Here is a 14620-nt window from a genome sequence, read left to right as displayed (position 1 = left end):
GATTATAACTATTCAGTTAAGGAAAATTATGATTAGAAATATTTTATTAATAATTTTTATATTTATATCATTTAACGCATGTATTGATAAAAATAAAGATGATAGTATAAAAATAGGTGTTATATTAGGACTTACAGGTAAATATTCTGATTTAGGCTTATATGAAAAAAATGGGATTGTTTTAGCTTTTGATAAAATTAATTATCAGATAAATAATAAGAAAGTTGAATTAATCTTTAAAGATGATAAGCAAGATAAAGAAGTTAACGAAAAAGCAGTAAAAGAACTTATTGAGTCTGATGTTAAATATATTATTGGAAATGCTACAAGTTCTATGACTGAAGTTACACTTGATATTACTTCAAAATATAATGACATCTTTCAAATCTCTCCATCTGCTAGTAGTAGTAAATTTTCTAATATTGATGATAATTTTTTTAGACTTCAAACAGCAAACTCTTCGAAACATTTTATTAATTTAATCAAGTTATTACAGAAGAATAATGCAAAAAAGATTTTTTTAATTGGTGATAAAAAAAATAAATCATATCTATATGACTACATGCATATTTTCAATGATAATAAAAATATGAAATTTGAAGAAATAATTGATGCAAGTTTACCTTATGAAGAAATTCTAGAAAAAATTAAACCTGCTGATTTTATAGTACAAGTTCAAAATAGTAGAGATTCAGCAAGTTTAATCCAATATTTAAGAATCAATAACAATCATACCCCTATAATCTCATCGGGATGGGCAATGAATAAAGAGTTTATTGAAAATTCTGGTAAATGGTCAGAAGGTATTTATTTTATTTCATCAGATTATATTAATTATGAAGATGAGGAATATCGTAAATTTGAGAAATATTTTTCTAAAGTATATAGATATGAAGCAAATAGATCAAATATGCAAGGATATCAAACTGCTAAAGTTCTAATTGAAGCATTACAACATGGCAATAAAAATGTTAATGATATTAAAAAATATATTATTGAAAAAGAGACTTTCAATATATCTGGGGATAAAATATCATTTAATAAATTTGGAGATATTAAAACACCATATTATATTTTTGAAGTAATAGATAGTAAGTTTAAGAAAATAAAGTAAGTCGATGAAAACTCAAGGCAAAATATTTAAAAAAGATCTTTATAGGAAATTCTTATTGTTTTCTATTGTTCCTATAGTATTGTTAAGTCTTATTTTTATTTTTTTAATAATTAAAGAAAAATATGATTTGATTTTATCACAACATACTAATATAGTAAAAAACATACAATATAATATTAATATATTCAATCAAGATATTAAAGATATTCCTAAATTACTAAAGGGTGTGAATGATGATAAAAGAAAAGAATTATTATTAGAAATTTTAAAATATAAAAAATCAACTGATACTATTATGATTTTAGATGAATTTGGAAAAATTATAGAAGTTTCTTCAAAGAAAGATATAAGAGTTTTCCCTGGATTTGATTACTCAAACAAGCCAATGTTTAGAGAATATATGAATTTAAAGAAAGACTTTTTAAGTAATGTCTATTTTTCTAATCTAGTTGAAACTCCTTTAATATCTTATGTTTTTGAATTTCATAATCAAATTTATATAATAGAATTAAATTTAGAGTTTATAAACAAGTTAGTTTCAAATCTAAATTCATCAAGAATTAGTGATATTGACATCTCAATTATAGATAAAAATGGTTCATATATTTTAGACACTTCAAATGAATTTAATGTAACAAATAGAAATTCATTTTTTACAACAAGTTTATATAAAGAAAAAATATCTAAAAATAAAGAGAATACACTTATCAAATATTATAATGAAGATAGTGATAAGAATAATTATATTTCATATAAAAAATTCAATAATCTATCTTGGATGATAATTGTCAAAGAGAACAATGATGAAGTTAATAAATATATATTTAATATCTCTTTTGTTCTTTTATTAATTATTTTACTTATAGCATTTATTTCAATAATGAGTGCTAAAAAAATTGCAAGTAGTATAGTTAGTCCTCTCGAGCAGTTAACTTCACATATTAATAAATTTGCTATAGATCATACTTTTAAAATGGATGAAAATGTTAGGAGTGATTATAATATATTTACAATGTTGATAAAAAACTTTAATTTTATGCAAGAATCAATTATTAAAAATGAAGAATCTTTAAAACATCAAATAGTAGAGAATAAACAAAAAGATAAAATATTAGGTAATCAATCAAAGATGGTGGCAATGGGTGAAATGATTGGAAATATTGCACATCAATGGAGACAGCCACTATCTGTAATTACTACTGCAGCAACTGGAATAATACTTCAGAAAAAATATGACATATTAGATGAAAATAAACTTATTGAAACCTGTACAATTATAAATGATAATGCCCAATATTTATCAAGAACTATAGATGATTTTAAAAATTTCATCAAAGGTGATAGATCTAGAAAAGTATTTAAGTTAAAAAGAACTATTGAAAGTTTCTTACACTTAGTAAATTCTACTATTAAAGATAACCATATAAATATAATACTTGATTTACAAGAAGATATTGAAATAAATGGTTATGAAAATGAGTTAGTTCAATGCCTTATTAATATATTCAATAATGCAAAAGATGCACTAAAAGAGAAAAATATTGAAAATAAACTCATTTTTATTTCAACATATAAAGAAAAAGAAAGAATAATTATTAAAGTTAAAGATAATGCATATGGAATACCAAATAATATTATACCTCACATTTTTGAACCATATTTCACTACAAAATATAAATCTCAAGGAACAGGCCTAGGACTTCATATGGCATATAATTTAATTGTTGATGGAATGAATGGAGAGATTGAAGCTAAAAATGCAATCTATAAATATGAAGATGAAGAATATTCTGGAGCAGAATTAGTTATAGTTTTATAAAAAAGAACTATTTTTAGACCTAAACCAACTCATAATAAAATCTTAGATACAATAACAAAAATATTAAAATCACAAGGATAATAAAATCGCAAAGTTTGAAGTTATAAGTGACTATAGTCCAGCAGGTGATCAACCTAATGCCATAAAAGCCTTAAGTGATTCAATTAATGCGGGAAATCAATATAATACTCTTTTAGGTGTTACTGGTTCAGGTAAGACTTATACTATGGCAAAGGTAATTGAAAAGACTCAAAAACCAACGCTAATAATGACTCATAATAAAACTTTAGCAGCTCAATTATATAGTGAATTCAAACAGTTTTTCCCAAATAACCATGTTGAATACTTTATCTCTTACTATGATTATTATCAACCAGAAGCTTATATTCCTAGGTCTGATTTATTTATTGAAAAAGATTCATCTATAAATGAAGAACTTGAAAGATTAAGACTTAGTACTACAGCATCATTACTTTCTTTTGATGACGTTATTGTAATTGCATCTGTATCTGCAAACTACGGTTTAGGAAATCCTGAAGAGTACCAAGCAATGGTTCAAAGACTTGAAGTAGGTTTTGAATATTCTCAAAGAGAACTTTTATTAAAACTTGTAGAAATGGGATATAAAAGAAATGATAAGTTCTTTGATAGATCTGATTTTAGAGTAAATGGTGATGTAATTGATATATATCCTGCTTATTATGAAGATGAGTTTATTAGAATTGAATTTTTTGCAGATGAAGTTGAATCTATTACAAAACATGAGTATTTAACAAATAATAAAACTCAAGAGTTAAAAGAAGTGATTATTTATTCAGTTAATCCTTTTGTTGTGTCAAATGATAAACTTTCAGTTGCAGTAAAACAAATAGAAGAAGAGTTGGATGAGAGACTTAAAAATTTAAAAGAAAATGATAAGTTAGTTGAGTATCAAAGACTAAAACAAAGAGTAGAGTTTGATTTAGAAATGATTGAAGGTACTGGAATGTGTAAAGGTATTGAAAATTATGCACGACATTTAACAGGTCAGAAACCAGGCGAAACTCCATACTCTTTAATGAACTATTTTGAACAAATAGGGAAAGATTTTCTTTTAATAGTTGATGAATCACATGTATCGCTTCCACAATTTAGAGGAATGCATGCCGCTGATAGGTCTAGAAAAGAAGTATTAGTTGATTATGGATTTAGACTTCCTAGTGCACTTGACAATAGACCTTTAAAATTTGATGAATTTATAAAAAAAGCTCCAAGCTTTCTTTTTGTAAGTGCAACACCAAATGAATTGGAAGTAAATTTATCTTCAGTTGTAGCAGAGCAAGTTATACGACCAACTGGTTTAATTGAACCCAAAATTGATATTATGGATTCAGAATACCAAGTTGAAAAATTACATGATGAAATTAAAAGAGTAATAGCAAAAGATGAAAGAGTACTAGTAACTGTTTTAACTAAAAAAATGGCAGAAGAGTTAGCATCTTATTATAGTGATTTAGGTATCAAAGTTAAATATATGCATAGTGATATTGATGCAATTCAAAGAAACCATATAATTCGACAACTAAGACTAGGTGAGTTTGATGTGCTTATTGGAATTAACTTGCTTAGAGAAGGTTTAGATATCCCTGAAGCTTCTTTAATAGCTATTTTAGATGCAGATAAAGAAGGATTTTTAAGATCACGTACAGCGCTTATTCAAACAATGGGTAGGGGTGCACGTAATGAAAATGGAAGAGTAATCCTTTTTGCAAAAAGAATAACAGATTCGATGCAGTTTGCAATTGATGAAACAAATAGAAGAAGAAAGATTCAAGAAGCACATAATAAAGAATTTGGAATAACACCAAAATCAACAAAAAGAAAACTAGATGGAAGTTTAAAACTAGAAGAGTATGATGAACTTGCTTGGAAAAAAGAAAAAATTGAAAAAATGCCAGCAGCTGAAAGAAAGAAAATATTAATAGAATTAAATAAACAAATGAAAAAAGCCTCACATGATTTAAACTTTGAAGAAGCAATTAGAATAAGAGATGAAATAGAAAAAATTAAGAAGATATAAAAAGATAAAATATGAAAAAAGCAACAAAAAAAGAAATAGAAATATTAAAAGAAGCCTTTATAGAAAAATATGCAGATGCAGTTACTGAGCTTGATTACAAAAATGACTATGAGTTATTAATAGCTATTATTTTATCAGCACAATGTACAGATAAAAGAGTGAATATTATAACACCTGCTTTATTTGAAAAGTATCCAAGTGTTTATGAGTTGGCTGATGCTTCACTTGATGATGTAAAAGATTTACTAAAATCTTGTTCATTTTTTAATAATAAATCAAAAAATATTATAAAAATGGCACAAAGTGTCATTGAAAACTATGATGGAGAGATTCCACATATTCAAAAAGAGCTTATGAAACTAGCAGGGGTTGGTAATAAAACAGCAAATGTTTTTATGATTGAGTTTGAGGGTGCAAATTTAATGGCTGTAGATACGCATGTATTTAGAGTTTCTCATAGATTAGGACTTAGCGATGGGAAGACAGTAGAGATTACTGAGGCTGATTTAGTTAAAAAACTAAAAGGTCATGATTTACATATCTTTCATCAAGCTATGGTTTTATTTGGTAGATATATTTGTAAAGCAGTTAAACCAGATTGTGATAACTGCCTTTTTCCTCATGTTTGTAAAACAAAGAAGAGTTTTAAACCTGCTTAGGTTTTAAAACTCTATTTTAATTTACACTCTTCTTTATACTCTTTGATTACGTATTCATCTTCTATTAGTAAAACTTCTACGTTTTTAGCTTCACATACATACTCTTGATTGCCTTTTTTGATTATATAAATAAAATCGTAAATAGATCTTGTACTACTTAAAACTTCAAAATTTACCTGTGTTGAAGATAGTTTTAAAATCTCTATATTTTTCTCTTGTAAATAGTTTTCTTTAAATACATTTGGTAGTTTCTCTTCTTGAACCTTACTATTATAAACAATAAATGCTATTATTAGACCTACTGCTACAAAGAAAATAATGATATCTTTTTGTGTAATTGACTTTTTAATCTTGTAGATTAAATATGTTAATATTGCTAAAATTACTAGTGAAAATATTAATATTTGCATTTTTATCCTTTTCTTAATTTATTTTTATAAGCATTTCTTGAAAGATACTTCCCAGTACTTGGAGTGCTAGTTATAAATTCATCTTCTAAAATATGCTGCTGTTTTGCAAGTTTTTTTTCTTGTATTCTAGAGTTTATATTGTTTGTTGGCGCTGATATATTTTTAATCAAACCAACTTTTAAATTATTTAAAATTATTAATACTGTATCAATGTTTTTATCATCAACATCTAAAACTATTTTACTCAAAGCTCTTCCTTTTTATTTTTGTGATTATATCTTATAATAGTAAAATTTTAAATAATATCCTATGCTAGTTTTGACTATAATACATGATAATATTAAAAAGTGAGCTTGATGGAAAGTATTAAAAATAGAGAAGTCTTTTATATTGCAGGATATGATCCAAGAGGTTATAGATATTATTATTCTATATACAAGAAGAATGCAAAAAAACAAAATAAAATTAATAATCTTAATTTAAAAATATCAAAAACAAAGAAAATAAATGAAAATATACATTCCTGTGAAATAACAAGTGATAAAGATACAAAGACAACTTATAATTTCTTTTCATGGAATGATATAGTAAAACAAACTTGGGCAGAAGGCTTTGTAAAAAACTTATTAGATACACTTTATTTTATAAAAATGTATTTGTTTTCAGGTATTTTTGTACGTTTTACAAAAGAATCAAGAAACCAACTAATAGCTGGACTGTATCCTCTTATATATCTAATAAGTACGCTATCTCTTGTTTTTTATGTCTCTTATCAATGTTATTCATTTTTGTTTAATTATCTAAATATTTATTTAGCAATAGTAGTAAGTATAATTGTTTTTATTTTAGGAATTAAACTTATTTATATTATTGCAAATAAAATAGCAGTTTTTTGGTTATCGAGAATTTATGCTTTTTGTGCAAGATGGGGAGAAGAAAAGATTTTAAAAGTAGATGATAGAGTTGAGTACTTTTCTGAATATATCTTTGAACAAATAAAAGAAACTACTGATAAAAATAAAGAGTTTATATTATCTGCACATAGTGTTGGCACGATTCTTGCTATTAATATTGCAAATAAGGTTATCAAAAAATGTTTAGATGAAAACATAGATTATTCTAGTTTTAAATTATTGACCTTAGGACACTGTATCCCACTTGTTAGTTATCAAAGAAATTCTAAAAAACATAAAGAAGTATTAGAAGATTTAGGTAAAACAAAGAATTTTATTTGGATTGATTACACTGCAACTATTGATGGTGCTTGTTTTTGTGTTGATCCTATTGTTTCTTCTGGAATAAACAGAGAAAAAGATTGTGGTCCTGTACTAATGTCTCCAAGATTTTTTAAGCTTTTTACTAAAGTGAACTATAAAAGAATAAAGAAAGAAAAATATAAAGCACATTTTTTATATCTTACAGCAACTGACCTAGCAGGGAATTATGATTATTTCGATATAACAGCAGGAAATAAAGTATTAGAATATCGAATCAAAAACTATATGAAGGAAAAATAAGATGGCACAATGCCCCTTTCACCCAAAACCACATAAAAATAAAGCATCACTTTTTACGACACTATTTTTGAAAAGACGTTCATGGCTCGATGGATTATATGAAAAAAGCTATGGCATGAAAATGGGCAGAGTTAAAATGCCAGGACTGGATTTGCATGTAGTAAATGATCCAAAAGAAGTACGAAGAATAATGGTAGATGAGGTTCGAGAATTTCCTAAAAGTGAGCTTCTTCATGAATTACTAAATCCCTTATTAGGAGATAGTATTTTTACTACAAATGATAAAGTATGGGAAAAGCAAAGAGATTTAATCAAACCATCTTTTGAAATGACAAGAATATCAAGAGTTTTTGAACATATGAAAAATGCTGCAAATGATTTGATAAAGCATTTAGACAAAAATAAAAGTGGAAACGTTGTAGAAATGGATGAAGAAATGACATATGTAACTGCAGATGTTATTTTTAGAACTATTATGTCTGAACGCTTAGATAGGGAAGAAGGTAAAAAAGTATTAGAAGCTTTTGTAACTTTCCAAGAAGAAACAGCAAGAGCTGCAATGAGAAAGATGTTTTGTTTTCCAAGATGGATATCTTATTTTTTAGGTGAAAAAAGAAGACTAAAAGCTGGTGAAGAAATTAGAACAGTTTTGGCAAATATAATAAAACCAAGATATGATGCTGTTACAAACAAGGAAGAAATAGAAAATGAAGATATTTTATCGTCTCTTTTACAAGTAGTAGATTGTGATACAAATGAGAGATTTTCTTTTGAAGAGATTTTAGATCAAGTTGCTATGCTATTTTTAGCAGGTCATGAGACAACTGCTAGTTCTTTGACTTGGACGCTATATTTATTAAGTATGTTCCAAGAAGAGCAGGAAAAAGCTTATGTTGAAGTTTTAGAAGTACAAGGTGAAGAAGAAGTAACAATCCATCATATTAGAAAAATGAAATACCTTACAAATGTATTTAAAGAAGCTTTACGACTTTATCCTCCAGTAGGTTTTTTTGCAAGAGAATCAAAAGATGACACTACTATGAGAGGAAAAGATATCAAAAAAGGTGCAGCTATGGTTGTAGCTCCTTGGTTAATACATAGACATAAAGACTTTTGGGAGAATCCAAATGGTTTTGATCCTACTAGATATGAAAAAAACAAAGAAATCAAAAAAGACACTTATCTTCCTTTTGGTATGGGTGAGAGAGTTTGTATAGGTCAAGGTTTTGCAATGCAAGAATCAATACTAATACTTTCTTCAATACTTAAAAACTATAAGATAGAACTAGAAGAGGGCTTTGTTCCAGATGTAGTAGGTCGTCTAACAGTACGTTCTGCAAATGGAATGAATATAATTTTAACAAAAAGAGAAAAACAAAAATAATGAAAGAAAAACTAGCAGGAACACTTTTGATGTGTGCCATAGTTCCACTTGCAGTGATAAGTTACCTTTTTATAGTTATTGTTGGTACTTTTGGAAATGTAGCTCGAGTTAGACAAGGCGTTCGAGCTTTGGATCACTTTGTAAATGCCACACTTTTCAATGGCTACGCATGGGAATCATTATCTTCTCATGCCTGGAGAGAAAAAGATAAAAAATGGGCAAAAATTGTAATCAAACTAACAGACAAGTTTCAAAAAGATCACTGTAAGAGAGCAAACAAAAGAGAACAGCCTATCGTTGATTTAGTTTTAAAGAAAAAACTACACCAACAAACAGTTGGAAAACAATTATAAGTAAAAGTTACTATTTACCTGAGTTGTTTGTATAAGGTAGGTTCGATATTTTCTAAATAACTCTTGATCTACTTCTTTATAATTTTCCCAAAACTCATCTAAAGATAAACCTTTTGAAGTTAAACCTTCTATATCATAGATAGCTTTACCTAAACATATAGTTGGTGCTTTGTGATATAGTGATTGTATTCCTACTGTACTATTAATCATAATACTTCCAATAGAATGTTTAAGAAGTGTTGGTAGGTGGACATCCCAAGTTATTATTACTCTATGTTTTATTCCATAATAATTTGAATAAAAATCTATATATTTTTTGTAGTTTTTCTTTCCTCTATCCATTGGGTGGTGTTTAAATACCAGATATTTATCTTTTGGAGCATGTTTTGAAAATGATATTAAAACCTCTTTTATAAATTCTTCTATAGAGTTATATTTACTATGTGTTATTATTTGAAAGTCATTATATGTTTGAAGTGGTACAAAATAGTATTTATTACTTAATTCTTTTTCAAAATAATTATTAAGATTTCTTTCTTTTATTCTATTTATATTTTTTCTTGTAAAATTTACTATTCCTATCCAACCTTCTTTAAGAAATGAGAAACATCTGTGATGTTTATAGTTTGGATATTTATAGTAAAATAAATTACCTAAAAAATAGTATACAGTAGCTTCCCAAGCCATTTTATTATAAGTTGATCCAAAGTTTTCTAAGTGTTCAATTTCTAAAATCACATCATCATCTAAATTTAGATTGTCATAAAAATCTCTATTTCTAGGAATTGTACTATGATTATTTACTCCATATTTTTCAAGTGTAATAAAATTTGGTCTTAAATAACCTTCTTCAAAAACATATACTTCAATATTATTTTCTTTTGCAATTTTTATTGCATATTTTTGATAAAATCTACAATCACCAAATACAAACAATTTATCAATTTTATATGTTTTATAATAGTTTGAAATAAAATTAGGCCAGTTTTTAGGAATATCTTTATATCCTGTATATTGATTACTTTTTGCAAAATACTCATCTGCTGCGTTAAAACCTATACGAAAAGTATTTGCTTCATCCTTTTTGAACTTTTCATCTAAAGTATTGAAAAAGCTTCCCATTGGACCTTGTAATAGTAATATATTATTATTTTTTACTTCACCAACTATTTTTTTTATTTTCATCTACTTTACCATACTTATTATTTTTTGAGTTAATCTACTTAAGTAAGAATATACTTTACTTTTATATTTATATATTATATTATTATTTATCTTCTTTCTTTCTTTTTCTAACTCATCAATCAATATATTAGGAGTACAATATTCTAAAGTTTTTGGATTTATATATCTTGGATATAGTATATAAACACCACAAACTAGTTCATCAAGAGTTAAGTTTCTATTTCTTCTCTCACAAGTTTTTTTATCAAGTGTTAATCCCCATCCAGAATAAAAAGGCAAACCATAAGTCACAACTTTCTTACTATATAATAGTCCCTCAAATCCTGTAAGTGAAGTCATTGTGTGAACTTCATCAATGGCATCTAAAACTGAAGACATACTAATATCTATTAATATTTCATTACAATATTTTAAGGCAGTTTTTTCTTCTATATTTCCTATTCTATTTCCGCTTAACACATCTGGATGTGGTTTGAAAACTATATAAGACTTTGGATTATCTTGTTTTACTTCCTTTAAAAGCTGTAAATTTGTCATTCCCATAGCCCCATACTTTATAGAAGCATCATCTTCTACTTGACCTGAAACTAATATTTTAACTTTATCTTTTGGGAAAGATAGCTTTTTGTGATTTGAAGTGTTATATTTTGATATCTTAGTTTTTAGTATTTTTTCTCTTAAATCTTTGGCTTCTTTTAATAACTCTTGATTTGATTGAAAATCATAAGTTTTAAGTATAGTTTCTAAAGTACTAGATTTTGAAGGATCAAAATATATACCTTCCTTATCAATTACAAGTGAATAGGGCCAAGTAAGGTCCGAACCTAAACCAACTGATCTTATAAAACCATCTTCTATTCTTGTGATATTTATATTATTTATTTTTGCAAAGTATTCTATTTCTTTAAACTCTTTTTTACCCCAAATAAATATATCACTATTTTTATTTAAACCTTTTTTTAAAGCTAAATCAAAATGAGATTTAAAAATAGGATTTATATATATGATATTTTTTATAGGATATTCTTTAATAAAGTATTTAAAATAAAATCTTTTATACCATGAAAAACCAAAGAGATAAAGTTTATTTTTTTTCATTTGACGCTTTCATCTTAGCTATTGTATTTATTGTTTCTATTATATCAATTTCTTTTTTTAAATATGGATTTGTATATTTACTATAAAGTATATAAGAAGCTGCAAATACTTCTTCTATTGTACGTACCTTTACCCTTCTAGCTTCTTTTATTTTATCATCAGTAATTCCCCAACCTGCATAAAAAGGCATACCAAAACACACACATTTACAACCTACTAGAATTGCTTCAAATCCCATTTGTGAAGTTTTAGTATATACTGTATGAAAGTTTTTTAGAAGAGATATAGGATTTATATTTTCACTTATGAGAACTATTTTTTTATCTATATTTGTTATATTTATATCAGAAGTTTTTTTGCCACTTAATACATCAGGATGTATTTTTAGATATATCTTTGAATCTGGATTTTCTTCACATGCTTTAGATATTATTTCTTCAGTAGAAAAAGTATTTCCATTTCCATATTCTAGACTACTATCCCCTGCTGTTTGAGCTATAATAAGAACTCTTTTTTCATCTTTTAAGAAATAGTTTTCAGCTATATCTTTTGAGTTGTTGTATTTTGAGATATGATATTTTTTTATTAAAGATATTGCTTCTTTTGCTTTATTCATAAGCTTTTTATCTGAAGAAAAGTTATAAGTATTTAAAATATTTTCTAATTTACTAGCAGTTTTAGCATCATAATATATGCCAGTATCATCTTCAACAATTGAAAAAGAGGGAGAATTATCAACTCCTAATCCAAGAGATCTAATGAATCCATCTTCTTGTAAAGTTAAAGTTCCACCAAAGTTTTTATGACACCAAAGTGCAAATTTTCCTGTTTTTTTTCTTCCCCAACCTTGAAATACTTTTGATGAAAATATTTCAAAAATATTATAAGTATAAAAGTTTTTCTTTGAAATATCTTTTTTTCTTATTAAAGTAGATAAAGCATAAACTTTATACTTAAAATCTCTTTTATAAAAAGAATATTTAAATGCATTCTGGATTTTTGTAAATGTAGTTGTTTCAGAAGATAAGTACTCTTGAAATTTTATTAATATTTGTTTGTCATCTTTAGAAATTTTGAAATTCTTGAGTATGTAGGAAATAAGTAAAAATCTATGGCTTTTTATGTAAGCTGGGTAATTATTATTTGTAAATAATTCTTTAAATAAAGTGAATAAAGTTTTTTTCGAGCTTAGTTTAGCTTCTGTATTACTTGTATTTGTAGGATGTATTCTGTATTTTACTAATTTGTTATTTAGTGTAATTCTTTTTCCAAGAATTTCATTTATCAATGAAATCCAATAGTCATGATTCTCAACATAAATAGGAAAGGGTAAAATATTCTTTTTAAGTATTTTATTAAATAATATAGTATTACCCATAACTCCACATGGTCCTATAATATGACCTAAGTCCTTATCTTTTTTTAATTTATATTTTCTAAAATTTAAATATGAATTATTTATGATTCTATCATCTTTATCAATTATTGATAAATCAGAATGTATTAAAATTGGTATATCTAAAGAGTGTTTTTCTTCTTCTATCATTATTTTTAATTGTTTTTCTAATTTATTATTTTCCCAGATATCATCTTGATCACTTAGTGCAATATAATCGGCCGTACAAAGTTTTATTGCTTTTTCAAAGTTTTTTACATAGCCTAGATTTGAACTATTTTTATAAAGTTTTATAAAACTATATTTATTTACATATGCTTGTAATATTTCTAAGGTTTTATCACTTGACTTATCATCACAAATTATGATTTCTATATTTTTATAACTTTGATTAATAATCGAATCTAATTGTTTTTCCAAAAAGAATTCACCATTATATGTGGTCATTGCTATTGAGATTAAAGGATTGTTATTCATAAATAAGCTTTCCAAACTTTTTATTTCTAAAATCTCTTATTCCTATAAAAATCATATGAATTGACTTAATCTTTTCTTTTGAAAATAAAATATGTTTAAGAAAGAATTTTTGCATATATTTATCTCTTTTTAGGAAAAATTCTTTTTGCTCATCTTTGTATTTTTCTCTTAAATATAAATAATTTCTTATCATATAATATAGTCTAAAAGGTTCATATATAGTAATATTTCTTTTGTTTTTAGTTCCTAATTGATGATTTATAGCAATTCTATAATCTTGTAATATTGTATATTCATTTTTGATTGTTTTAAAACAAAAGTCATGGTCTACTTCATCTATAAATAGTTTCTCTTCAAATCCATTTATAGACAAAGCATTTTGTATATTTAAAATATTTGCAGATGTCATGACAAATGACTCTTCTTGATAATAATCTTTGATAAATTTTTTGTTGTGAATTGGTGAATAAATCATTAGTTTTGATTTATTAGGTATCTTTGAAAAATAAGCTAGTAGTTTAGTAAAATCATTTTCTATAAAAGAACTATCTTGGTCCATAGTCATAATCCACTTAAAGTTATCACTATTAGCTTGATCTAAAGCTAAATTTATAGCTTTAGATATACCTATATTTTTTCCATTGTGAAGTAATCTTATAGTAGTTAGTTTTTGTAACTTTAATAAAAAGTCATCTCTTATCAAAGAGTTACCAACTATATACAAGGTTTCTAAATCCTTTGCATATGTTAAAATATTTTCATAAACCTCTTTATAATTGGGTTTATAAAGTATTATTATAGCTGCTAACTCTTCTCTCATTATTTATATTTATCTAAATACCACTGTACAGTTAAAACAATTCCACTATCAAAGTTCTCGTCAGCTTTCCAACCAAGCTCTGTTTCAAGTTTTGTAGCATCAATAGCATATCTTCTATCATGTCCTGCTCTATCTTCTACAAATGTAATTAAGTCTCTGTAAGAGTTTAAAGTTCTTGATGGAGATTTAGTATCAAGAATAGAACAAATAGTATCTACTATTTGAAGATTTGTTCTTTCATTTCTTCCGCCAATATTATATACATTAGCTTCTAATCCTGTATGATAAACTAAATCTATTCCCTTACAGTGATCTAGTACATATAACCA

Annotated in this window: 14 protein-coding genes; 7 read left to right on the top strand and 7 right to left on the bottom strand. The window is 25.8% G+C overall.

Features of this window, described 5'->3' with window-relative positions; genetic code table 11:
- Window positions 1-28: 28 nt before the first annotated feature.
- From KO488_RS11400 to nth, 4 genes are all read left to right on the top strand, one after another.
- The gene (locus KO488_RS11400; protein WP_216058942.1) at window positions 29-1114 is read left to right on the top strand and encodes an ABC transporter substrate-binding protein; all 1086 of its coding nucleotides are present in this window, start codon (window positions 29-31) and stop codon (window positions 1112-1114) included.
- A gap of 4 nt (window positions 1115-1118) precedes the next feature.
- Window positions 1119-2933 carry an ATP-binding protein gene (locus KO488_RS11395; protein ID WP_216058941.1) on the top strand — a complete coding sequence of 605 codons (1815 nt, stop codon included), beginning with the start codon at window positions 1119-1121 and terminating at the stop codon, window positions 2931-2933.
- Between the two features lie 85 nt (window positions 2934-3018).
- A complete protein-coding gene (gene uvrB / locus KO488_RS11390) occupies window positions 3019-4992 on the top strand; it encodes an excinuclease ABC subunit UvrB (protein WP_216058980.1) in 1974 nt (657 codons plus the stop codon).
- Between the two features lie 11 nt (window positions 4993-5003).
- The gene (gene nth / locus KO488_RS11385; protein ID WP_216058940.1) at window positions 5004-5651 is read left to right on the top strand and encodes an endonuclease III; all 648 of its coding nucleotides are present in this window, start codon (window positions 5004-5006) and stop codon (window positions 5649-5651) included.
- A gap of 11 nt (window positions 5652-5662) precedes the next feature.
- On the opposite strand, the gene KO488_RS11380 is transcribed toward nth, so the two are convergent.
- Window positions 5663-6061, bottom strand: coding sequence for a hypothetical protein (locus KO488_RS11380; RefSeq protein WP_216058939.1), 399 nt, complete (start codon window positions 6059-6061; stop codon window positions 5663-5665).
- A 2-nt stretch (window positions 6062-6063) separates the two neighbouring features.
- Window positions 6064-6309 (bottom strand): hypothetical protein, encoded by a 246-nt coding sequence (locus KO488_RS11375; RefSeq protein WP_216058938.1) that lies wholly within the window; start codon window positions 6307-6309, stop codon window positions 6064-6066.
- 108 nt (window positions 6310-6417) lie between these two features.
- Here KO488_RS11375 and KO488_RS11370 point away from each other — a divergent pair, with 108 nt between their 5' ends.
- The 3 genes from KO488_RS11370 to KO488_RS11360 are packed head-to-tail and all read left to right on the top strand — an operon-like array spanning window position 6418 to window position 9315.
- Entirely contained in the window at window positions 6418-7578 is a 1161-nt protein-coding gene (locus KO488_RS11370; RefSeq protein WP_216058937.1) for a DUF829 domain-containing protein, read from the top strand.
- 1 nt (window position 7579) lies between these two features.
- The gene (locus KO488_RS11365; protein ID WP_216058936.1) at window positions 7580-8962 is read left to right on the top strand and encodes a cytochrome P450; all 1383 of its coding nucleotides are present in this window, start codon (window positions 7580-7582) and stop codon (window positions 8960-8962) included.
- On the top strand, window positions 8962-9315 hold the full coding sequence (locus tag KO488_RS11360) for a hypothetical protein (protein WP_216058935.1): 354 nt from the start codon (window positions 8962-8964) through the stop codon (window positions 9313-9315). Before KO488_RS11365 ends, KO488_RS11360 begins: the two co-directional genes overlap by 1 nt.
- Here KO488_RS11360 and KO488_RS11355 read toward each other — a convergent pair.
- The 5 genes from KO488_RS11355 to KO488_RS11335 all read right to left on the bottom strand — a co-directional run.
- Window positions 9310-10500, bottom strand: coding sequence for a capsule biosynthesis protein (locus KO488_RS11355; RefSeq protein WP_216058934.1), 1191 nt, complete (start codon window positions 10498-10500; stop codon window positions 9310-9312). The genes KO488_RS11360 and KO488_RS11355 overlap by 6 nt on opposite strands.
- Entirely contained in the window at window positions 10501-11598 is a 1098-nt protein-coding gene (locus KO488_RS15260) for a hypothetical protein (protein ID WP_228319152.1), read from the bottom strand.
- Window positions 11585-13471: a glycosyltransferase gene (locus KO488_RS15255; protein ID WP_228319150.1), complete on the bottom strand. Its 1887-nt coding sequence runs from the start codon at window positions 13469-13471 to the stop codon at window positions 11585-11587. The genes KO488_RS15260 and KO488_RS15255 overlap by 14 nt, the downstream gene beginning before the upstream one ends.
- Window positions 13464-14291, bottom strand: coding sequence for a glycosyltransferase (locus KO488_RS11340; RefSeq protein ID WP_216058933.1), 828 nt, complete (start codon window positions 14289-14291; stop codon window positions 13464-13466). Before KO488_RS11340 ends, KO488_RS15255 begins: the two co-directional genes overlap by 8 nt.
- The coding region (locus KO488_RS11335) for a GDP-mannose 4,6-dehydratase (RefSeq protein ID WP_216058932.1) at window positions 14291-14620 on the bottom strand (330 nt) is incomplete at its 5' end. The genes KO488_RS11335 and KO488_RS11340, both read right to left, overlap by 1 nt.

The organism is Poseidonibacter lekithochrous (genome assembly GCF_018861145.1).
GTDB lineage: Bacteria > Campylobacterota > Campylobacteria > Campylobacterales > Arcobacteraceae > Poseidonibacter > Poseidonibacter lekithochrous_A.
The sequence above is the reverse complement of the archived record's forward strand: the minus strand, read 5'-3'. Positions and strand labels throughout refer to the sequence as shown.